Origin of the sequence: Pseudomonas sp. 18058 (genome assembly GCF_902706155.1) — a bacterium.
Lineage (GTDB): Bacteria > Pseudomonadota > Gammaproteobacteria > Pseudomonadales > Pseudomonadaceae > Aquipseudomonas > Aquipseudomonas rustica.
On record NZ_CACSJY010000019.1, the window covers coordinates 54,956 to 75,564 of the forward strand.

Below are 20,609 nucleotides of genomic sequence, written 5' to 3' on the forward strand. Positions count from 1 at the left end.
CCTTGAGTGGTCATCGTGTCCCGACTTTTTTCTGTTTTTGTGGCTTTTGTCGCCAGTTTTCTGCTGATCGGTTCGGCTCAGGCCGAGGTCAAAGTCCTCACCAGCATCAAGCCGTTGCAGCTGATTGCAGCGGCCGTGCAGGACGGTGTGGCGATTCCCGAAGTGCTGCTGCCGCCGGGTGCCTCGCCGCACAATTACGCGCTGCGGCCATCCGACGTACGGGAGGTGCAATCGGTCGATCTGCTCTACTGGATCGGCCCGGACATGGAAGGTTTCCTGCCGCGCGTGCTGAACAGCCGTACGCTGCCGAGCGTCGCCGTGCAGGATCTGCCAGGGATGAAACTGCGGCGCTTTGCTGAAGACAGCCACTCCCACGCCGAAGACGCCGACGAGCATGATCACGATCATCGCCCGGGCACACTGGATGCGCATTTGTGGTTGTCGCCGGTGAATGCGCGAGTGATCGCCGACAAGATGGCCGCAGACCTCAGCGCTGCCGACCCGGCGAATGCCGAGCGCTATCAGAGCAATGCCAAGGCGTTTGATGAGCGTCTGGATGCACTGGATCAGCGTTTGAAGCAGCGTCTGGCCAGCGTAGAAGGCAAGCCGTACTTCGTCTTTCACGAAGCGTTTGATTACTTTGAAGAGGCTTACGGCCTGAAGCACACCGGGGTGTTCAGCGTGGCCGCCGAAGTGCAGCCGGGCGCGCAGCATGTCGCGGCGATGCGCAAGCGTTTGCAGGAAGTGGGCAAGACTTGTGTGTTCAGCGAGCCACCGTTGCGTCCGCGTCTGGCCGAAACCTTGGTCGCTGGCCTGCCAGTGAAACTGGCTGAGCTGGATGCGTTGGGCGGGTACACCCCGGCGACGGCTCAGGGCTATGAGCAGGTGTTGGAAAAGTTGGGTAATGATTTGGCCGGGTGCCTGGAATCTCTGTAACCCCGGCATCGGCGTCGACCCATTCGCGAGCAAGCCCGCTCCCACATTGGATTTGTGAACGACACAGAACCAATGTGGGAGCGGGCTTGCTCGCGAAGCTTTTAAAGGGCGAAAGGCAACGGTGTACTGACTTGCTGCCGCTGCGCCAACTTCTGCTCAAACTCTTTTGGATCGTGAATCAACACGTCCTGCCCGGCAAACTGCTCCGCCGCGATCAACCGCGACAGCCAGAACCGCACACACGCCACGCGCAGCATCGTTGGCCACAACTCAGCCTCCGCCGCCGTGAACGGCCGTAGCGCCGCATAAGCGCCAAGGAATGCGCGGGCACGCGGGCCATCGATCAAACCTTCTTCGTCCGAACACCAATCGTTCAAGGCAATCGCCACGTCGTAAAGCATCGGCCCCGAGCAGGCGTTGTAGAAGTCGATCAGCCCGGTCAGGTGCGTGCCTTCGAACATCGCGTTATCGCGAAACAGGTCGGCGTGAATGTTCGCCCGAGGCAGCGCGAGAATCTTCTCTTTACGCTCGGTGATTTCATCCAGCGCCTTTTGCAGCAAGGCACGCGGCTCATCGCTCAGGTGCGAGAGAAATTCGCTGCCCTCTTCCAGCATCCAGTCCAGGCCACGATCGGTCTTGCGCTTGATCATGCGCTCGCCCTGCGTCGCCAGGTGCAGGTGCGCCTGCAACTCGCCGACCTGCGCGCAATGCTGGGCATTGGCGATTTTGATGTGTTTGCCGGACAGGCGAGGTTGCAACAGCGCCGGCTTGCCTTTCAGCTCACGCAACGCCACGCCGTCTGTGGTGCGCAGTGCGTACGGCACCGGCAGATCGGCTTCGTGGAGCACGTCGAGCAGGTCGATGAAGAACGGCATCTCCTGCACCGGGCCGCGCTCGACCAGGGTCAGGACAAATTCGCCCTGCTCCAGGCTGATAAAGAAATTGGTGTTTTCGCTGCCGGCGGCGATCCCCTGGAAATCAAGCAGACGGCCTAGCCCGTAAGGGGCGAGAAAGGTTTCCAGCTCGGGCCGAGCCAGGGGCGTGAACACAGACATGTTTTAACTGCCAGTACGGGCGCCGCCAATTGCGGCGCCGGGTGAATTAAAAACTTACTTCCATTCGAAAATCTTCCATGACGGAATCAGCATATCCGGCTGATCCGAGCGGATGAAGTTGGCATCCGTCCCGTCGGCACGCACCAGAAAGTATGGCGGAAAGCCTTTCTGGGTCACTTTGATCGCATAGAGGAAACCGTTCTGGCGGTACTCCTGAATGGTCTTGTCGCCTTCCGTGCGGATGGTAACTTCCGGCTCCCCTGTCGGTGCATCATCCGCCGCCATCGCGGCCAACGGTGAGGCAGCAATCAGACCGACCAGCAGCAAGCGATTTAACGTACGCATGATAACCTTGTCCCTTTGTCGTCAACGGTCCCGCTATTCTAGCGCCGGACCCGCCGAAAAGGTTGATCCTGCTCATGAGCCAAGCCCCCCTCGTCCTGGTGGACGGTTCGTCTTACCTGTACCGCGCCTTTCACGCGCTGCCACCACTGACCACTTCCAAAGGCCTGCCGACCGGTGCGGTCAAAGGCGTGCTGAACATGCTCAAGAGTCTGCGCAAGCAGTACCCGGACAGCCCGTTCGCCGTGGTGTTCGACGCCAAGGGTGGGACATTTCGCGATGAGATGTACGCCGAATACAAAGCCAATCGCCCAAGCATGCCCGACGACATGCGCGTGCAGATCGAGCCGTTGCACCAGAGCGTGATCGCCCTTGGTTTCCCGCTGTTGTGCGTGGAAGGCGTCGAGGCTGATGACGTGATCGGCACCCTCGCCCGCAGCAGCGCGGCGGCGGATCGTCCGGTGATCATCTCCACCGGCGACAAGGACATGGCGCAACTGGTCGATGGCCACATTACCTTGGTCAACACCATGTCCGGTAGCTCGATGGACGTAGAAGGCGTGAAGGAGAAATTCGGCGTCGCACCGGAGCAGATCATCGATTATCTGGCGCTGATGGGCGATTCGTCCGACAACATTCCGGGCGTTCCGGGCATCGGCCCGAAGACCGCTTCCGGCTTGCTGGTCGGCGTCAACGGTGGCCTCACCGAGTTGTACGCCAATCTCGACATCGTCCCGACCCTGCCGATTCGCGGCGCGAAAACCCTGCCGGCCAAGCTCGAAGAGCACAAGGAGATGGCATTTCTCTCCTATCAACTGGCGACGATCAAGATCGACGTGCCGCTGGACGTCGAACTCGACGATTTGCAGATGGGCGCAGAAGACCCGGCCAAGCTCTACGAGCTGTACTCGCTGCTGGAATTCAAAAGCTGGATCAATGATCTGGATCGCGACGCCAAACGCCTGGAATTGAGCGCGGCCAGCGAGCCTGCGCCGGCTGGCGATCTTTTCAGCGCGCCAGACATCGAAACTCCTGCTGCTCCGACCGAAGCGGCGTACGAAACCATCCTCGATCAGGCACGTTTCGACGTCTGGCTGGAAAAACTCAACAACGCCAAGCTGTTCGCCTTCGACACCGAAACCACCGGCATCGACGCGCAGCAGGCGCAACTGGTCGGGCTGTCGTTTGCCGTGCAGGCCAACGAGGCCGCGTACATTCCGCTGACCCACTCCTACATCGGCGTGCCAGAACAGCTGGATCGCGACACCGTATTGCGCGCCCTCAAACCAATTCTGGAAGACCCGAGCAAGCTCAAGGTCGGCCAGCACGCCAAGTTCGACATGAACATCCTCGCCAACTGCGCCATCGGTGGTGATCAGAGCCAAGGCATCACCGTGCGTGGCATCGCCTTCGACACGATGCTTGAGTCCTACGTGCTCAACTCCACCGCCACCCGCCACGACATGGACAGCCTCGCGCAGAAGTACCTGGATCACACCACTGTGAGTTTCCAGGACATCGCCGGCAAAGGCGCCAAGCAGCTGACTTTCGACCAGATCGCGCTGGAACAGGCCGGCCCGTACGCCGCCGAAGACGCCGACATCACCCTGCGTCTGCACCAGACTCTGTTCGAAAAACTCAGCGCGATCCCGAGCCTGGCCAGCGTGCTGACCGACATCGAAATCCCGTTGGTGCCGGTGCTGGCGCGCATCGAACGCCAGGGCGCGTTCGTTGACGCGGAGCTGCTCGGCATCCAGAGCATCGAGTTGGGCAACAAAATGGTCGCGCTGGAGCGCGAAGCGTTCGAGATCGCCGGGGAAGAATTCAACCTCGGCTCGCCGAAGCAACTGGGCGTGATTCTCTACGAGAAGCTTGGTTTGCCAGTGCTGAAGAAGACCGCCAAGGGCCAGCCGTCCACCGCTGAAGAAGTGTTGGCGAAACTCGCTGAAGATGATCACCGCTTGCCGAAGGTGCTGATGGAGCACCGCTCGATGAGCAAGCTGAAAAGCACTTACACCGATCGCCTGCCGGAGCAGATCAACCCGCGCACCGGGCGTATCCACACTTCGTATCATCAGGCGGTAGCGTCGACCGGTCGCTTGTCCTCCAGCGATCCTAACCTGCAGAACATTCCGGTGCGCACCGCTGAAGGTCGACGCATTCGTCAGGCGTTCGTCGCGCCAAAAGGCTACAAACTGCTGGCAGCGGACTATTCGCAGATCGAACTGCGGATCATGGCGCACCTGTCCAAGGACGAAGGCCTGATGAACGCCTTCCGCAACAATCTCGACGTGCACACCGCGACCGCTGCCGAAGTGTTCAAGGTCGAACTGCACGAAGTCAGCTCCGATCAGCGTCGTGGCGCCAAGGCGATCAACTTCGGCCTGATCTACGGCATGGGCGCGCAGAAGCTCGGCAAGGACATCGGCGTCGACACCAAGACTGCCAAGGCTTACATCGACACTTACTTCGCCCGTTATCCGGGGGTTCGCGAGTACATGGATCGCACCCGCGCGCAGGCAGCGGATCAGGGTTATGTCGAGACGTTCTTCGGTCGTCGTCTGTATTTGCCGGAGATCAACTCGAACAAACCGCAGGAGCGCGCTGCCGCCGAACGCACGGCGATCAACGCGCCGATGCAGGGCACGGCTGCCGACATCATCAAGAAAGCCATGGTGGCGGTGGATGAATGGCTGGCGACGTCCGGGCTGGACGCTCGCGTCATCCTGCAGGTACACGATGAATTGGTGCTGGAGGTTCGCGAGGATCTGGTCGAGCAGGTCAGCGCCGAAATCCGCGTGCACATGAGCGAAGCGGCGAAACTGGATGTACCGCTGCTGGTCGAAGTGGGTGTGGGCAACAATTGGGATGAGGCTCACTGAGCCGTTTGAACACGGTTTGCCGCGACCTGTTGTCGCGGCAAGCCCGGTAAAACCTGCTTATTTCGAAAAGCGCTTGAGATTATTCCAAAGCTTTTTGAAAAAAATCTGAACTAATCTGGAAGGACACTACTCAGAGTTACTGAATGGCTGGTGAAGCCCTTCAATGCTCCTATGTTGTGTTAAGTGTTGGCAGATATCTGAACCCCGCCCTAGCGGTTCGGAACTTAAACCCCGGAATTCTCCCTCCCCAATGAAGTCCGGGGCTTTTTTTGCCCAAAATTTGTCTGTAGCGCGTTCATGCTGCGTTGAAAGCGCAGCTCAAATGCTCATTTAGATTCCCTAAACTCCGCTTTTCACTGCCCTTTCGCCTTGCCTGAACACACTACAAACAAATTTCCATATCCCGACTTACTCGGCTGCCGCCTCGGCGCCTTTGTCTGCCAGTTCCATCCAGCCGGCCAATACAGTGTAGGCCTCTTCCAGGCCCATGCGTTTTGGCGCCGAGAACAGCTGGATGGTGACCAGGTCGCCCCAGCCTTTACGGATTTCCGACTGCACTTTGAGCAGGGTGTTTTTGGCTGCGCCGTAGGTCAGTTTGTCGGCCTTGGTCAGCAGGATGTGCATCGGCATGCCGGCCGCAACGGCCCAGTCGAGCATCAGCAAGTCGAAGTCGGTCATTGGATGACGGATGTCCATCATCAAAATCAAACCCTTCAGACTCTCGCGGCCACCGAGGTAAGCCTCAAGGTGACGCTGCCAGTGCATCTTCAGCGGGATCGGTACTTTTGCATAACCGTAGCCCGGCAGGTCGACCAGACGGCGATCTTCGTCTAGCTTGAAGAAGTTCAACAGCTGTGTGCGACCCGGCGTTTTCGAGGTGCGCGCCAGGCTGGCGTGAGTCAATGTGTTCAGTGCGCTGGATTTGCCGGCGTTGGAACGGCCGGCAAACGCGACTTCGAAGCCTTCGTCGTCAGGGCATTGATCGACTTTGGCGGCACTGAGCATGAACGTGGACTGTTGGCACAGGCCGAGGATGGGATTCTTGAGTTGCATGGGATTTCCGATGTGGGCGGCGCCGGGATTGGGCGCGGAACGCGGTGTCGCTTCCGTTTCAGTGACGCCAGTATATAATGCCGCAGATTTTGTGTGTGCTTTGTCCCAGCGAAGGATGAAGTTCACGAGAGCGACAGACTTTGATTGCGCATTAGAACGCAGAACGCTCTCAACCCTGAAAAGGTCGTTTTATGACGAAATGGCTGCTGGCTGCCGGAGTCTTGATGCCGCTTTACAGCGCACAGGCTACACAGGATCCGGAAGCCGTGTACAACCGTGTTTGTGGTGCCTGTCATTCCGGCCAACTACCCATGGCGCCCAAAAGAGGCGATCAGGAAGCTTGGACGCCGAGGTTGGCGAAAGGTATGGAGACGCTGGTGCAACACGTGACCCAGGGTTTCAAGGCGATGCCGCCGCGTGGTTTGTGCATGGACTGCAGTGCCGAGGATTACCAAGCCATCATCCTTTGGATGAGCGAGTAAACCCGGTCCATAACTTAACCCTTAGCCGTAGTTGGATTAGCTGATGAACAAATTGATCGTGAGTCTGCTGTTGACCGTGGGAATCTCAGGCTTCGCCCATGCTGCCGGTGATGCCGCAGCGGGCCAGGCAAAAGCCGCCGTTTGCGGAGCCTGCCATGGCCCGGACGGCAACAGCATGGCGCCAAACTTTCCAAAACTGGCCGGTCAAGGTGAACGCTACCTGACCAAGCAACTGCACGACATCAAGTCGGGCAAGCGCACCGTTCTGGAAATGACCGGGCTGCTGACCAACCTGAGCGATCAGGATCTGGCCGACATCGCCGCCTACTTCGCCAGCCAGAAAGGCAGCGTCGGCGCCGCCGATCCGAAGATCGTCGCTCGCGGTGAAGCACTGTTCCGTGGCGGCAACCTCGCCAAAGGCCTGCCAGCCTGCACCGGTTGCCACTCGCCGAATGGCGCTGGCAACGCCGCTGCCGGCTTCCCGCACCTGGGTGGCCAACACGCTCAATACATCGCCAAGCAGCTGACCGATTTCCGCAAGGAAGAAGGCGGCCGTACCAACGACGGCGACACAATGACCATGCAGACCATCGCCAAGCGCTTGAGCGACGAAGATATCGCAGCGGTCTCCAGCTACATTCAGGGTCTGCACTAAGCGCGTTGTGGCGGGCGTTGAGCGAGGGTGAAGATCAAAAGATCGCAGCCTTCGGCAGCTCCTACAGGGGGGTTGCGTGATCCAATGCTGGAGTTGATATCTCCTGCAATGTTAACGCTCGATTAATCCGTCGCAGCAAGTATAAAAAGGGTGGCTTTGGCCGCCCTTTTTTGTGGCCGCTGCCGTTACACTACAGAACTCATGCCCGCCAGGATCTGTCTGAAAACAGGTCGCGCGAGGCGACCAAAATTGTCCAGGAGTAAAGCATGCGTAATCTGATCATCAGCGCCGCTCTCGTCGCTGCCAGCCTGTTCGGCGTCACCGCCCAAGCCGCCGAAGCCCCAGCCGCCCCTTATGTGGAACTGGCCAACCCGGTACCGGTTGCAGAGCCTGGCAAGATCGAAGTGGTCGAGCTGTTCTGGTACGGCTGCCCGCACTGCTACGCCTTTGAGCCAGTGATCAACCCGTGGGTTGAAAAACTGCCGTCCGACGTCAACTTCGTGCGTATCCCGGCGATGTTCGGCGGCCCGTGGGACGCTCACGGCCAAATGTTCCTGACCCTGGAAGCGATGGGTGTCGAGCACAAGGTTCACGCGGCGGTTTTCGAAGCCATCCAGAAACAACACAAAAAGTTGACCGACAAGAACGAGATGGCTGACTTCCTCGCCACCCAAGGCGTGGACAAGGACAAGTTCCTCGCCACTTTCGACTCGTTCGCCATCAAAGGTCAGATCGTAAAAGCTCGCGAACTGGCCAAGAAGTATGAAATCACTGGCGTTCCAACCATGATCGTCAACGGCAAGTACCGCTTTGACATCGGCTCTGCCGGTGGTGCCGAACAAGCGCTGCAACTGGCTGACCAACTGGTCGCCAAAGAGCGAGCGGCAACCAAGGCTGCAGCCAACTAAGCGCCGCCCCCGCCATGCGCCGCTGGAAATCTGAACGCATCGTTGGCCTGCATGATCCGCAGGTCAACGAGCATCACCTGGAGTCCACGGGCCTGCCCGCAGACCAACGTCTGCGCCTGCTCAGTTTCAATATCCAGGTCGGCATCAGCACCGAGCGCTATCGGCATTACCTGACCCGTAGCTGGCAGCACCTGCTGCCGCACAACGGTCGCTCAGGCAATCTGCAAAAGATCGGCGACCTGCTCGGCGACTTCGATCTGGTCGCCTTGCAGGAAGCCGATGGCGGCAGCCTGCGTTCGGGCTACGTCAATCAGGTCGAACACCTGGCCCAGCTCGGCGCCTTCCCTTACTGGTATCAACAACTCAATCGTAATCTCGGCCGACTGGCCCAGCACAGCAACGGCGTGCTCAGTCGTCTGAAACCGTCGGCGATTGAAGATCACCCGCTGCCCGGCCCGAAAGGTCGTGGCGCGATTCTGCTGCGTTTCGGCGAAGGCCCGGAAGCGCTGGTGGTGGTGATGATGCATCTGGCCCTTGGCGCGCGAACCCGCAGCCTGCAACTGGCCTATATTCGTGAACTGATCGGTGGCTACAAACACCAGGTGTTGATGGGCGACATGAACACCCACGCCAGCGATCTGCTGCAACATTCTCCGTTACGCGATCTCGGCCTGCTGGCCCCGCAGGTGGAAGCGACATTCCCCAGCTGGCGTCCTCAGCGTTGCCTTGATCATATTTTGCTCAGCCCGACCCTGACCCTGGAAAAGGTCGAAGTGCTGGCGCATCCCATTTCCGATCACCTGCCGGTCGCGGTAGAGATTCGTCTGCCGGGCTCGCTCACGGCTGATGCATTGCCCGCGTTGAGTCCTGACCCTCGCGGAACCCCTGAATGAGCGACGAAGCCCAGCGCTGGAAAGAGAAATACCTCAAAAGCATCGAACAACAGGACAAACTCGAACGCCGCTGGGCCGCCAGGCTCGACCTGCTGCGTCGCGGGCTGGTGCGCAGCACATTGGCCGCCGAAGGCACCGACAAAGTCGTTGATCAGTGCATGAAAGAGATGCGCGACGTGGTGCGCACCGACGACATGGACGCCGGCCTCGCCGCCCTGCTACCGCGCCTGGAAAAAGCCGTGCTCGACTCCGAGCAACGCCGCGAAACCCGCATCGATCAGGTCAGCACCGCGCTGACAGCGCTGGTGACGCAACTGCAAGCCTTGCCGTTGCCTCGCGAAGTCGCGCAACCACTGAAAAAATTCGCCAAGCAACTGGATGGCCGCGTCGGTTCAGCGCGGGAAATGCCGCTGCTGCTGAGTGAGCTTAGTGGTTTGCAGGGCAAGGCGTTGAGTCAGTTGGACGCGCCTGCCGAACCTGAGCGACCGGGATTGTTGCAGCGTCTGTTTGGCGGTCGTGACAGCGATGAAGCGCAGACACCAGAAGCGCCCGCGCCGGTTCAGGCTGCTCAACCGGTCGCTGCACCCGAGCCGATTGCGCCTGCCGCAACCATTGAACCGGTAAAAGCTGCGCCTCCGATCCAGGAAGCCCCTTGCGTTGCGATCACTGAAACACCCGCTACGGCGATTCAGGCAGAACCGGACGTCTTCGCCTTCGTACCGCCAACCGTCGCCAGCGAAGCCGTCAGCGCTCCAGCAGAAGTCATCGCCGTCGAGCCGGAACCGCAGGTCATTGCCGCCCCTGCCCCCCACGTTGCCTTCAACCCCGACGAACTGATCCACCACAGCGATCCATCGCCGCTGATCCTCGACAGCCTGCCGCTGCCCGAACCCATCGCCCAGGCACTGGCCGCGATCGACCCGGAACAACCCGAGCAAGACATTCTTTTTTCTCTGCCGGACACCCCGGAGCCTTCCTACAGCTCCGTGGCCAAACACATCGAAGACACCCTGATCGGTCTGCTCGACGACCTGACCCTGCCCGAACGCCATCGCCCGCAAGCCGAGGCGATGCGCGAGCGGCTCAAGCACGGTCTGAACTGGTACGAACTGATACCGATCCTCGATGATCTGGCGACTTTGATGCTGGCGATCACCGACAGCGGCCAGCACGAATTCGAAGCCTATCTGCAACAACTCAACGAACGCCTTGAAGCGTTCCAGAGCAATCTGCAAGCCGCCAGTGACGGCCATGCCGATAACAGCTCGGCGGCGCGGGCGATGGACACGCAAATTCGCGAGCAAGTCGATGGTTTGCAGACCAGCGTGCAAGAAGCGGCGGATCTGGATGACCTCAAGCAAGTGCTGGAGAATCATCTGGAAGGCCTGCTTGGCACCATGGATCAGCACCAGAAGCAGCGCGACGCCCGCGAGCAGGAAGTGGCGACGCGGCTCAAAGGCCTGTCCGAGCGCGTGGCGCACATGGAGCAGGAAGCCCAAGGCTTCCGCGAACACCTTGAAGAACAACGCCAGAAAGCCCTGATCGACCCGCTCACCGGTCTGCCCAACCGCGCCGCGTGGAGCGAACGCCTTGAGCATGAAATCAAGCAGTGGCAGCAGCACGGCAACACCCTGAGCCTGGCGATGCTCGATCTCGATCACTTCAAGCGCATCAACGACAACTACGGCCACTTGGCCGGCGACAAGGTGCTGAAAATCATCGCCACCGTGTTGCGCAAACGCCTGCGCGGTTCAGATTTCATTGCGCGTTTTGGCGGTGAAGAGTTTGTGCTGTTGTTGCCGGCCACGCCGCCAGCGCTCGGCGCAAAACTGTTGGAAACACTGCGCGCAGCGATCGAGGCCTGCCCGTTCCACTTCAAGGGCGAACGCGTGACCATCACCATTTCCATGGGACTGGCATCGTTCAAGGCCGGAGAACACAGCGATCTGGTGCTGAAAAGAGCCGATCAGGCGCTGTACCGGGCGAAAAATGCAGGACGCAATCGGGTCGAGCTCGGCTGAGGAATTTGTTCCATTTTGTTTAAATCCGCCCGCTGACCGTCGAGACGCAAGGCAGTACGTTACACTGTTGCATTACTGTCTTGCGTGTATTGCCCTCAGCCATGAAATTTTTTGCCCTCCTCGCGTCGCTGCTCGTTCTGGCCGGTTGTGCCAGCGCCCCGCGTTACGACACCAGCCACCCTTCGGCCAATTACGATAGCCGCATTCAATTCGTGATCGTCCATTACACCTCGGCTTCGCTGGAGCGTTCGCTGCAACTGCTGACCCACGGCGAAGTCAGCAGCCATTACCTGATCAGCGATGACAAGAACGCGACCGTCTACAAGCTGATGGATGAAAACCAGCGCGCCTGGCACGCCGGCGAAAGCCAATGGCAGGGCCGCACCTGGCTCAACTCCAGCTCGATCGGCATCGAAATCGTTAACCCGGGCTTCAAAGACACGCCAACCGGCCGCCTCTGGTATCCGTACAGCGAAGCGCAGATCCAAGGGCTGATCGCCCTGCTCAAAGACATCAGCAAACGCAACGGCATCAGCCCGCGCCACATCATCGGCCACAGCGACATCGCGCCGTTGCGCAAACTCGACCCGGGCCCGCTGTTCCCTTGGAAACGTCTGGCTGACGCAGGCCTGGGCCTGTGGCCCAATGAACAAGCGGTGGCGCGCCAGCAGGCGCTGTTCAACAGCGGCGAACTGCCGAGCATCAGCTGGTTCCAGGGGCAACTCGCGCACCTTGGTTACGACACACCGCAGACCGGCGAACTCGACGTCGCCACCCGTCACGTCCTCGCCGCGTTCCAGATGCACTATCGCCCTTCGCGCTTCGATGGCACCCCGGATGCGCAAACGGCGGCGTTGTTGCTGGTACTTAATCAGACAAAATAATGACGCCCGCCCGACGGTCAGGGCGAAATCGCAATCAGCAGCTATAACTCATTGGTAATTCTTCGGATATTCCATATGGTTGCTACCCGAGAGACGCTGCGAAGCTGGTTTTATCGCCCTTGGTTTTTGGCGACGATCGCGGCTGTCCTCAGTGCCAGCCTGTTGATCGCCGGCGGTATGTTCTTTGCGATGCATCAGGTTGAGCAAAGCGAAAGCCGCGAAATGAATGCGCAAGGCGAACGTTTCCTCGCCCGCCTCGAACAATTGTTCGGCCAGTTGCGGGAAAGTCTCGACGACCTCGAAGCACAGCCGTTGCGCAGTTGTGACGGCGACATGATTGCCACCCTGCAGCAAGTCACCTTCAACTATCGCTTCGTCTATGAAGCCGCCTACAGCGATGGCAACCGAACCTGTTCCAACCGTCCGCGTCAGGAAGGTTTGACGGTTGCTCGCCAGCCCGACATCAAAGGCCCGACCTACAGCTATTGGCTGAACACCACCACCGAACCCGATGAAAACCGCGCCGCACTGATGCTGGGTCGCGGTAATTTTCGCGTGGCCACTTCGCGCGGACATTTGACCGACATGGTCGACCTGTCACCCGGCAGCAGCCTGCTGGTGGTGCTCGATCACGGCACGCGGGCAATCCCGGTACTCGGCACAGAGCAGGCCTGGCCGCCAACCGAGCACTGGCCACCGAAAAACCGCGAAGCACTGCAAGTCACGCAAACCCGCCTCGTCTACCGCATGCCCACCGATAACCCGGAATATCAATTGGTGCTGATCTCGCCGCGCAGCGGCATGCATATTCCCGCCGTCTGGTGGTGGATGGTGCCAGCCTGCCTCTTGCTCGGCGCACTGGCCGGGTTCCTGGTGTTTTTGTTGGTGCGCCAGCGTCAGTCAATAGACGCCGAGCTGCACGGCGCGATTCGCCGCGGCGAGTTGCAGGTGCTCTATCAACCGATCTTCGACCTCGACAGCCGCAACTGCGTCGGCGCTGAAGCCTTGCTGCGTTGGCGGCGCCCGGACGGCACGCTGACCAGCCCTGACCTGTTTATCCCGATGGCGGAGAACACTGGGCAGATCAGGCAGATGACTGACTTCGTCCTCCAGCGTTTGCTGGAGCAACTCGGTCAACTCCTGCGCGCCAACCCACAGCTGTATATCTCGGTGAACCTCGCAGCGTGCGACGTGATGGTGCCGCGCATCGGCCAGGTCATGGCACGCCTGCTGACCCTGCACCGGGTGGCCGCGCGGCAGATTGCCTTCGAAGTGACTGAACGTGGATTGATCGATGTGGTGGTGGCGCGGGAAAACCTGCAAGCCCTGCGCGATGTCGGCCACCAAGTGCTGATCGACGATTTCGGCACCGGCTATTGCAGCCTCGCCTACCTGCAAACCCTGCCGGTGGACTGCCTGAAAATCGACAAAGCCTTTATCGACGCGCTCGGCCATGACGCCGCCAGCAGCGGCGTTGCCCCGCACATCATTCACATGGCGCAGGCGCTGGATCTGAAGGTGATTGCCGAAGGCATCGAGCTAGAATCGCAAGCCGAGTTGCTCAGCAGCGAAGGGGTGAAATTTGGTCAGGGCTGGCTGTTCGCCCATGCCTTGAGCGCGGTGCAGTTTATCGAACTGATCACCCGAGGCCGACGACTCGCTGGCCGCCGAATGGATGACGAAGCCTAGACTGCCAACGCCATGTAGAACTGCGTGCCCTGCCCCGGCCGCGAATACACGCCCATGCGCCCGCCATGCAACTGCACGATTTCCTTGCACAGCGCCAGACCAAGCCCGGCGCCGCCCTTCTTGCGCCCGACCTGCACGAACGGTTCGAAGATTCGCCCCTGCTGGCCGTAGGCAATCCCTTCGCCGTTGTCTTCGACGCTGATGATCACCCGCTCGCCATGTCGACGGGCCTGCAAACGAATCTGGCCGTCGCGCGCGGTATGGCGCAAGGCGTTGTCGATCAGATTGTCGAGCACGCGATCGAGTTGCGCCTGATCGGCTTGCAAACGCGGCAACGGGCCTTGCAACTCGACATTGAGGGCAATGCCCTTCGCCGCCGCTGAATCGGCGAACCGCAGCTGCGCTTGCTCGAGCAAATCTTCGATGGAGCACGGTGCCAGCGTGAGTTTCTGCAAACCGTTCTGGTAGCGCGAAAAGTTGAGCAAGTCGTTGATCAACTGCATCAGGCGCTGCATTTCTTCGTTCACGGTGTCGAGCAGATCAGCCTCGCGCGACTCCGGCGGAAATTTCGCCCGTTCGCGGAACAGGCCGAACGCCATGTGCATGCCGGTGACCGGCGTGCGCAATTCGTGGGAAGCACGCAAGACGAACTCACTGCGCACTCGTTCGAACGCACGCTGCTCGGTGACGTCGTGCAGCACCATCACCGCGCCGAGGATATGCCCTTGGGTGTGGCTGACCGGTGTCAGGCTGTACGTCAGCAGACGCGATTCGCCATCGACCTCGATACTCAAATCTTCCGGTGCGCGCTCAAGCGTGCCGCCACGCAGCACCAGTTGCAGCTGAGCGTCCAGCTCAGGCCTTCCGAGCGCGGTGCCGAGGCCTTGGCCGAGACGATCGTCCTCCCAGCCCAATTGGCGCTGCGCCACCGGGTTGAGGTGTTCCAGATGGCCTTGGCGGTCGATCATCAACAAGCCGTCGTCGATGCTGTCGAGCACGGCCTGTAAACGTTGCTGACCGGCGAGCAATTCGTCGACGTTGGTCGCTTGGTGCTCGCGCAGTGCTTCGGCCATCAGCCCGAAACGCCGGGACAACAGGTTCACTTCCATCGCTGAGGAAATCGGCAGGGTTACTTCGAAGTTGCCCTGCCCGATGTTGTCGGCAGCTTTCGCCAACACCTCGATCGGCGCGCCGAAGCGTCGCGCAATGCCGTGAGCGGTGACGAAACCGATGATCAACACCGCCAGCCCGACCAGCCCCAGCAGGCCGGCAACCAGCAACGCCCGTTCGCGGGCGGCGTGTTGCACGGCATTAATGTTGTCCAGCGCATGCTTGTGCTCGGTGATCAAACCGTTGCGCAGCGCATTGAAGCGTTCCCTGAAGTTGGCATTGCTGCTCAACGCGGTCGCCGGGTCACGGGACAGGTCAAACGCCTGCAGAAAACTTATGTAATCCGCTTTGGCCTGGCTGAAGCCGTACTGGCGATCATCATCACCGCGTTCCTGGGCGATGCCTTCATCGAGCAGCTCGAAGTAATGCTGTTTGGACGCTTCGAACGCGGCGTCATCCGGCTTTTCGGCCAACATGAGGATCAGTTGATCACCCAGCGTTTGCCGCATCTTCAGGCCCAGATCAAGGGTGACGAAGTTGTTGCGCAACAGCGCTTCCTGCGAGCCGGCCATCTGCATCACGCTGACCAGCCCGAGCAGAAGCCCGAGCAACGCCACGGTGATCAAGGCGGAAATGCTCAGGAACAACCGTGTGCGCAACTTCATCGCCAGTTTCATCGCCCGGCACTCACAGGTTGTACTGCTTGCGCTTGCGATACAGGGTCGAGGCGTCGATGCCGAGGGTTTTCGCTGCTTGATCCAAGGTGCCGGCGGTGGCGAGAACCGCGCCGATGTGGGCTTTTTCCAACTCATCCAGACTCAGCGCGGCGCCAACCCGTGGTGCATTGTTGGCCGGTTGCTCGGCCATGCCGAGGTGGCTGATTTCCACGCGCTCCTGCGGGCAGATGATGCTCGCCCGCTCGACCACGTTGCGCAGTTCACGAATGTTGCCCGGCCAGCGATAACCCAGCAGTGCTTCACGGGCCTCGTCGCTGAAACCGCGTGCAGGACGCGCGTACTCTTTAACGAAGCGCGCCAGAAAGCGATCGGCGAGGGTCAGGATGTCCTCGGCGCGCTCACGCAGCGGCGGCAAATGCAGGGTGATGACGTTGAGGCGATAGAGCAGGTCTTCACGGAAGCGACCGTCGCGCACCATGTCTTCCAGATTGAGGTTGGTCGCCGCGAGAATTCGCACATCGGCGCGACGGGTGACCGGATCCCCTACCCGCTCGTATTCCTTGTCTTGAATAAAACGTAGCAACTTGGGTTGCAACGTCAGGGGAAAATCGCCGATCTCGTCGAGAAACAGCGTGCCGCCGTCAGCTTGATTGACGCGACCCAGCGTGCTTTCACTGGCACCGGTAAACGCGCCGCGACTGTGACCGAACAGCTCGCTTTCCATCAATTCCGCGGTCAGCGATGGGCAGTTGATGGTGACGCAGGATTTCTTCTCGCGTTTGCTCCAGCCGTGAATGGCGCGGGCCAGTTCACCTTTACCGGTGCCGGACTCGCCGAGAATAAGAATGTTGGCGTCGGTGCCCGCGACCTGGCGTGCAGTTTCCAGTACGACTTTCATCGCCGGGCTGTGGGAATCGAGCCCGTCCTTCGGCTTGCGGATCTCGCCTTCGAGGGCTTCGAGGCGGGCCGACAGTTGGCGCACTTCCAGTTGTTTGGCGGTGGCCAGACGCAATTGATCAGGGCTGCACGGTTTGACCAGATAGTCGGCAGCACCGGCCTGGATCGCGTCCACAGCGGTATCAACAGCAGAATGCGCGGTGACGATCACCACGCGCATCCACGGCGCCTGAATGCGCATTTGCGCGAGAACGTCGAGACCGTTGTCTTCACCCAGACGCAAATCGAGGAAGCACAGGTCGAAGACCTGGCGTTGCAGCAGCGCGTCGGCCTGAGCGGCGCTGTTGGCCGTGGCCACCGTATAGCCTTCGTCTTCGAGGCAATAACGGAAGGTTCGCAGGATGGCGGATTCATCGTCCACCAGCAGAATGCGGCCTTGTTGCTCAGTGGCAGATTCCATTTTTCCTACGCTCCATAAAGATTGGTCTTGGGTTAGTCCCGGAAAAATCGGGCAAGTTGCATGGTTGATTCTGAACGATGCGAGCCATAGGAGGGTAGCTCTCTCCAGCCTTCAGGGCCAATACGTTGATTTTGTTGATTTTTTAAACAAACAGCGATTTGCAGGGGATTCCCTGCGTCCTTTTCTGACATCCAAGACCTCAACTCAATTCCATAAGAATGAATTCTCCTACGAAATAATCGTGCGGTTTGCACGACCGTGGAAGAGCCATCGTGCAGGATGCGTCGCGAAAGATTTTCAGATCGATCGCAACCTATTGTTTTTATTGGTTTTTTAATCAACTAAAAAACTGGCATGCAGTCTGCAATATCTCTATCAGCCCGGGCAGATCAGAACTGCCCTAACCGAATAAGAGAGTGAGGAACCCAGGATGACTCGCCAACGTGCCGCCCAAGTGCGTATCTCGCCACTGCATATCCAGCAAGGTCTGTTTGGCGTACTTGCGCTGCTGATCACCCTGATCGCTTGCCAGCAATACCTGCGCTGGGAAAACGCCCAGCAGCCAGAGGCACCGCTGATCTCGATGCAGCACGCGACACAGAGCCATTTCAGCGCTGTCAGCAGCGCGCAGGAAGACAGCGCGCCGATGCGCATGATGTCGGTCGACCAGGCGGAGCCACTGGATCAGCTGCCACGCGAAGAGCGCTGGGTTTTCTGATCGATCTGATTTTACAAATTCGGGCGCGCAGCGCCGGAACACGCCACACCCCTAAATAGAGAAGTAAGGAGAATCACCATGTTGAGCTGGGCAATTACATTCTTGATCATTGCCATCATCGCTGCAGTACTGGGCTTCGGTGGTATCGCGGGCACCGCCACGGGTATCGCCAAGATTCTCTTTGTCGTGTTCCTGGTGATGTTCATCGCTTCCTTCTTCTTTGGCCGTCGCGGTCGAGGTTAACGATGAATGCTTTAAAAGCATTGGCAGCCGCCCTGCTTCTGGGCGGTAGTGCCATGGCGATGGCGGCCAACGACGGCCAGACGCGGGTCAACGAACTGCTCAGTTCCGACCCGCAGTATCGGGAAACGTGGGAAGGCGTGGTGAAGAAGGAAGAGCGCCTGCCGGAATGGGTGATGAACCTCTCCGGTACACCTGACCAACAGATGAATGCCGTCACCGAAGATGGCGACAAGTACCTGGTCGGGCCGCTCTGCGAATCGCAGGACAAGTGCCTGAACCACCGCTTGATCGTCGCGTTCAGTTTCGACAAGAAAGATGCATACGCCATGCTCGTCGATGTGCCTGAAGGACTGCCGGCCGACAAGTCGCCCACGCGACATGCCACTTACCGCTTCCTCGGCAAACCCGATCAAGGCATGCAGGATCTGCTGATGGAAACCCTGAAGAAAGATCCGAACTGGTATTGAACATGAAGGCAGCAGCCCTGCTGCCTTCCTTTGCACCGAGCCGAGGAGGCTCGGCGCATGACCAAGGGGCCGGGACGTTCTGACTGTTACAGGGTCGGAGTGACCTACGGGTACAGGGAGTGCCTGCGAGAGGGCCGGGTCAGGGCACGTCAAAGCTGCGACGCAGGTTCGCCAACCCCCAGTGGTTCGACGGACTTGCGCTGAGCTTCATCCTCAGCAAAAAACCATCAAAACATTGATCCAGAGCGACCTGCTCATGCTTTTTTGCGACCAGACTGTGCGCGAAAACATTACGCGGTGTTTCCGGGCGACCGTATATCGAGAAAGAAGACCTCTATTCAAGAGGACTTCTAGTCTTCCTGCGTAGGCTTTTTCCTCAAATTTCTGTCGATTTTTCCTGATTAAAAAACCACCAACCCAGGCTGTGATGGCCGGTTCACGGCAGTTATGCCGGCCGAAATGTCGCAATCGAACCGGTTGGGACGCCAGTTTCATTTAAAAAAGCTCATGCCGATTCGGCATAGGGTAGGCGTTTACGGCATTAGACGGCGCAACCTTGCATCGGAATAGTTGCGCCTTTTTTCGCCTGCCGGAGAGCCGTGAATACGCGCTTCGGGGCACCTTATACGGAGGCAGATGCACAGACTTTTCCGCTAAAAAGCGTTCCAGTTCCTGCATGTGCCTGAGTCAAACGCAAGTAAGGGTAAAGATAATGAAGAAGGCAAAACTCAGCCTCGCCTGGCAGATCCTCATCGGTCTGGTTTTGGGGATTGCAATTGGGGCGTTGCTCAACCACTTCAGTGCCGAAAAGGCCTGGTGGATCAGCAATGTCTTGCAACCGGCAGGCGATATCTTTATCCGTCTGATCAAGATGATCGTGATTCCGATCGTCATCTCTTCCCTGATCGTCGGCATTGCTGGCGTGGGCGACGCCAAGAAACTCGGGCGTATCGGCCTGAAAACCATCATCTACTTCGAAATCGTCACGACCATCGCGATCGTTGTCGGCTTGCTGTTGGCCAACGTGTTCCATCCGGGTGCCGGCATCGACATGAGCACGCTGGGCACAGTGGATATCTCCAAGTACCAGGCGACTGCCGCCGAGGTACAGCATGAACACGCGTTCATCGAGACCATCCTTAACCTGATCCCGTCGAACATCTTCGCGGCCATGGCTCGCGGCGAAATGCTGCCGATCATCTTCTTCTCCGTGCTGTTCGGTCTCGGTCTGTCGAGCCTGCAGTCGGATCTGCGCGAGCCGCTGGTGAAGATGTTCCAGGGCGTTTCGGAAAGCATGTTCAAAGTCACCCACATGATCATGAACTATGCGCCAATCGGCGTATTCGCTCTGATCGCGGTGACCGTGGCCAACTTCGGTTTCGCCTCGCTGGTGCCGCTGGCGAAACTGGTGATCCTGGTTTACTTCGCCATCGCTTTCTTCGCCTTCGTGGTGTTGGGCCTGATCGCCAAAATGTTCGGTTTCTCGGTGTTCAAGCTGATGCGCATCTTCAAGGATGAGCTGGTGCTGGCCTACTCCACCGCTTCCTCGGAAACCGTGCTGCCACGCGTGATCGAGAAGATGGAAGCCTACGGCGCACCGAAAGCCATCTGCAGCTTCGTGGTACCGACCGGTTACTCGTTCAACCTCGACGGTTCGACTCTGTATCAGTCGATCGCGGCAATCTTCATCGCGCAGCTGTACGGCATCGACTTGTCGATCAGCCAGCAACTGTTGCTGGTGCTGACCCTGATGGTCACCTCCAAAGGCATCGCCGGTGTTCCGGGCGTGTCCTTCGTGGTACTGCTGGCTACCCTGGGCAGCGTCGGTATTCCGCTGGAAGGCCTGGCGTTCATCGCCGGTGTCGACCGCGTCATGGACATGGCCCGTACCGCGCTGAACGTGATCGGTAACGCGCTGGCCGTGCTGGTTATCTCGCGCTGGGAAGGCATGTACGACGACGCCAAGGGCGAGCGCTACTGGAACTCCCTGCCACACTGGCGCACCAAGACCAAACTGCCAGCAGGCGAAATCTCGAAGAACTGACACACCCCTGTAGGAGCTGCCGCAGGCTGCGATCTTTTGATTCTGTTTTTAAAGGCAAGATCAACAGATCGCAGCCTTCGGCAGCTCCTACAGGAGATTGAGGTCGCCCGGTAAATTGGGGGCGGCAGATCCAGACGAACCCCGGAGAAATCCGGGGTTTGTCGTTTCTGGCCACCCCGTTATCATTCGCGGC

Annotated in this window: 18 protein-coding genes; 13 read left to right on the forward strand and 5 right to left on the reverse strand. The window is 59.3% G+C overall.

The window, feature by feature from the left end; translation table 11 throughout:
• Positions 1 to 15: 15 nt before the first annotated feature.
• Positions 16 to 936: a zinc ABC transporter substrate-binding protein gene (locus tag GVL50_RS12870; protein WP_159813377.1), complete on the forward strand. Its 921-nt coding sequence runs from the start codon at positions 16 to 18 to the stop codon at positions 934 to 936.
• A gap of 101 nt (positions 937 to 1,037) precedes the next feature.
• Here GVL50_RS12870 and GVL50_RS12875 read toward each other — a convergent pair whose 3' ends face one another.
• Together GVL50_RS12875 and GVL50_RS12880 are read right to left on the reverse strand one after the other, a co-directional pair.
• The gene (locus GVL50_RS12875; protein ID WP_159813379.1) at positions 1,038 to 1,991 is read right to left on the reverse strand and encodes a homoserine kinase; all 954 of its coding nucleotides are present in this window, start codon (positions 1,989 to 1,991) and stop codon (positions 1,038 to 1,040) included.
• 54 nt (positions 1,992 to 2,045) lie between these two features.
• The gene (locus GVL50_RS12880) at positions 2,046 to 2,336 is read right to left on the reverse strand and encodes a DUF2782 domain-containing protein (protein ID WP_159813381.1); all 291 of its coding nucleotides are present in this window, start codon (positions 2,334 to 2,336) and stop codon (positions 2,046 to 2,048) included.
• 74 nt (positions 2,337 to 2,410) lie between these two features.
• Between GVL50_RS12880 and polA the strand changes: the two genes are divergently transcribed.
• A complete protein-coding gene (gene polA / locus GVL50_RS12885) occupies positions 2,411 to 5,215 on the forward strand; it encodes a DNA polymerase I (RefSeq protein ID WP_159813383.1) in 2,805 nt (934 codons plus the stop codon).
• A gap of 408 nt (positions 5,216 to 5,623) precedes the next feature.
• Here the strand turns inward: polA and yihA are convergent, their stop codons facing one another.
• A complete protein-coding gene (yihA, locus tag GVL50_RS12890; RefSeq protein ID WP_008081236.1) occupies positions 5,624 to 6,268 on the reverse strand; it encodes a ribosome biogenesis GTP-binding protein YihA/YsxC in 645 nt (214 codons plus the stop codon).
• 191 nt (positions 6,269 to 6,459) lie between these two features.
• Between yihA and GVL50_RS12895 the strand changes: the two genes are divergently transcribed.
• From GVL50_RS12895 to GVL50_RS12925, 7 genes are all read left to right on the forward strand, one after another.
• Complete coding sequence (locus tag GVL50_RS12895) at positions 6,460 to 6,750, forward strand: cytochrome c5 family protein (protein WP_053125398.1); 291 nt, start codon at positions 6,460 to 6,462, stop codon at positions 6,748 to 6,750.
• Between the two features lie 43 nt (positions 6,751 to 6,793).
• Positions 6,794 to 7,405 (forward strand): cytochrome c, encoded by a 612-nt coding sequence (locus GVL50_RS12900; RefSeq protein ID WP_008081240.1) that lies wholly within the window; start codon positions 6,794 to 6,796, stop codon positions 7,403 to 7,405.
• Between the two features lie 266 nt (positions 7,406 to 7,671).
• On the forward strand, positions 7,672 to 8,313 hold the full coding sequence (dsbA, locus tag GVL50_RS12905) for a thiol:disulfide interchange protein DsbA (protein ID WP_159813385.1): 642 nt from the start codon (positions 7,672 to 7,674) through the stop codon (positions 8,311 to 8,313).
• Between the two features lie 14 nt (positions 8,314 to 8,327).
• Entirely contained in the window at positions 8,328 to 9,206 is an 879-nt protein-coding gene (locus GVL50_RS12910; protein ID WP_159813387.1) for an endonuclease/exonuclease/phosphatase family protein, read from the forward strand.
• On the forward strand, positions 9,203 to 11,227 hold the full coding sequence (locus GVL50_RS12915; protein WP_159813389.1) for a GGDEF domain-containing protein: 2,025 nt from the start codon (positions 9,203 to 9,205) through the stop codon (positions 11,225 to 11,227). Before GVL50_RS12910 ends, GVL50_RS12915 begins: the two co-directional genes overlap by 4 nt.
• 101 nt (positions 11,228 to 11,328) lie before the next feature.
• Positions 11,329 to 12,111 carry an N-acetylmuramoyl-L-alanine amidase gene (locus GVL50_RS12920; protein WP_159813391.1) on the forward strand — a complete coding sequence of 261 codons (783 nt, stop codon included), beginning with the start codon at positions 11,329 to 11,331 and terminating at the stop codon, positions 12,109 to 12,111.
• Positions 12,112 to 12,186: 75 nt separating this feature from the next.
• On the forward strand, positions 12,187 to 13,800 hold the full coding sequence (locus GVL50_RS12925; protein ID WP_159813393.1) for an EAL domain-containing protein: 1,614 nt from the start codon (positions 12,187 to 12,189) through the stop codon (positions 13,798 to 13,800).
• Here the strand turns inward: GVL50_RS12925 and GVL50_RS12930 are convergent.
• Both GVL50_RS12930 and algB read right to left on the reverse strand, forming a co-directional pair.
• Positions 13,797 to 15,587 (reverse strand): KinB sensor domain-containing domain, encoded by a 1,791-nt coding sequence (locus GVL50_RS12930; RefSeq protein ID WP_053125389.1) that lies wholly within the window; start codon positions 15,585 to 15,587, stop codon positions 13,797 to 13,799. The genes GVL50_RS12925 and GVL50_RS12930 overlap by 4 nt on opposite strands.
• 10 nt (positions 15,588 to 15,597) lie before the next feature.
• Positions 15,598 to 16,944, reverse strand: a complete 1,347-nt coding sequence (algB, locus tag GVL50_RS12935) for a sigma-54-dependent response regulator transcription factor AlgB (RefSeq protein ID WP_053125387.1) — start codon at positions 16,942 to 16,944, stop codon at positions 15,598 to 15,600.
• Between the two features lie 430 nt (positions 16,945 to 17,374).
• Between algB and GVL50_RS12940 the strand changes: the two genes are divergently transcribed.
• From GVL50_RS12940 to gltP, 4 genes are all read left to right on the forward strand, one after another.
• Complete coding sequence (locus GVL50_RS12940) at positions 17,375 to 17,662, forward strand: hypothetical protein (protein WP_053125385.1); 288 nt, start codon at positions 17,375 to 17,377, stop codon at positions 17,660 to 17,662.
• 78 nt (positions 17,663 to 17,740) lie between these two features.
• Positions 17,741 to 17,905, forward strand: a complete 165-nt coding sequence (locus GVL50_RS12945) for a DUF1328 domain-containing protein (protein ID WP_003177151.1) — start codon at positions 17,741 to 17,743, stop codon at positions 17,903 to 17,905.
• A gap of 2 nt (positions 17,906 to 17,907) precedes the next feature.
• The gene (locus tag GVL50_RS12950; RefSeq protein ID WP_053125383.1) at positions 17,908 to 18,372 is read left to right on the forward strand and encodes an inhibitor of vertebrate lysozyme family protein; all 465 of its coding nucleotides are present in this window, start codon (positions 17,908 to 17,910) and stop codon (positions 18,370 to 18,372) included.
• Between the two features lie 712 nt (positions 18,373 to 19,084).
• Complete coding sequence (gene gltP / locus GVL50_RS12955; protein WP_053125381.1) at positions 19,085 to 20,416, forward strand: glutamate/aspartate:proton symporter GltP; 1,332 nt, start codon at positions 19,085 to 19,087, stop codon at positions 20,414 to 20,416.
• The last annotated feature ends 193 nt before the right edge of the window (positions 20,417 to 20,609 follow it).

Coding starts and splice junctions, on each gene's coding strand:
- GVL50_RS12900 (WP_008081240.1), top strand. CDS start 6,794: ATGAACAAATTGATCGTGAGTCTGCTGTTGACCGTGGGAATCTCAGGC.
- GVL50_RS12915 (WP_159813389.1), top strand. CDS start 9,203: ATGAGCGACGAAGCCCAGCGCTGGAAAGAGAAATACCTCAAAAGCATC.
- GVL50_RS12940 (WP_053125385.1), top strand. CDS start 17,375: ATGACTCGCCAACGTGCCGCCCAAGTGCGTATCTCGCCACTGCATATC.
- GVL50_RS12925 (WP_159813393.1), top strand. CDS start 12,187: ATGGTTGCTACCCGAGAGACGCTGCGAAGCTGGTTTTATCGCCCTTGG.
- GVL50_RS12920 (WP_159813391.1), top strand. CDS start 11,329: ATGAAATTTTTTGCCCTCCTCGCGTCGCTGCTCGTTCTGGCCGGTTGT.
- GVL50_RS12910 (WP_159813387.1), top strand. CDS start 8,328: ATGCGCCGCTGGAAATCTGAACGCATCGTTGGCCTGCATGATCCGCAG.
- GVL50_RS12945 (WP_003177151.1), top strand. CDS start 17,741: ATGTTGAGCTGGGCAATTACATTCTTGATCATTGCCATCATCGCTGCA.
- dsbA (WP_159813385.1), top strand. CDS start 7,672: ATGCGTAATCTGATCATCAGCGCCGCTCTCGTCGCTGCCAGCCTGTTC.
- gltP (WP_053125381.1), top strand. CDS start 19,085: ATGAAGAAGGCAAAACTCAGCCTCGCCTGGCAGATCCTCATCGGTCTG.
- GVL50_RS12875 (WP_159813379.1), bottom strand. CDS start 1,991: ATGTCTGTGTTCACGCCCCTGGCTCGGCCCGAGCTGGAAACCTTTCTC.
- yihA (WP_008081236.1), bottom strand. CDS start 6,268: ATGCAACTCAAGAATCCCATCCTCGGCCTGTGCCAACAGTCCACGTTC.
- polA (WP_159813383.1), top strand. CDS start 2,411: ATGAGCCAAGCCCCCCTCGTCCTGGTGGACGGTTCGTCTTACCTGTAC.
- GVL50_RS12930 (WP_053125389.1), bottom strand. CDS start 15,587: ATGAAACTGGCGATGAAGTTGCGCACACGGTTGTTCCTGAGCATTTCC.
- algB (WP_053125387.1), bottom strand. CDS start 16,944: ATGGAATCTGCCACTGAGCAACAAGGCCGCATTCTGCTGGTGGACGAT.
- GVL50_RS12895 (WP_053125398.1), top strand. CDS start 6,460: ATGACGAAATGGCTGCTGGCTGCCGGAGTCTTGATGCCGCTTTACAGC.
- GVL50_RS12880 (WP_159813381.1), bottom strand. CDS start 2,336: ATGCGTACGTTAAATCGCTTGCTGCTGGTCGGTCTGATTGCTGCCTCA.
- GVL50_RS12950 (WP_053125383.1), top strand. CDS start 17,908: ATGAATGCTTTAAAAGCATTGGCAGCCGCCCTGCTTCTGGGCGGTAGT.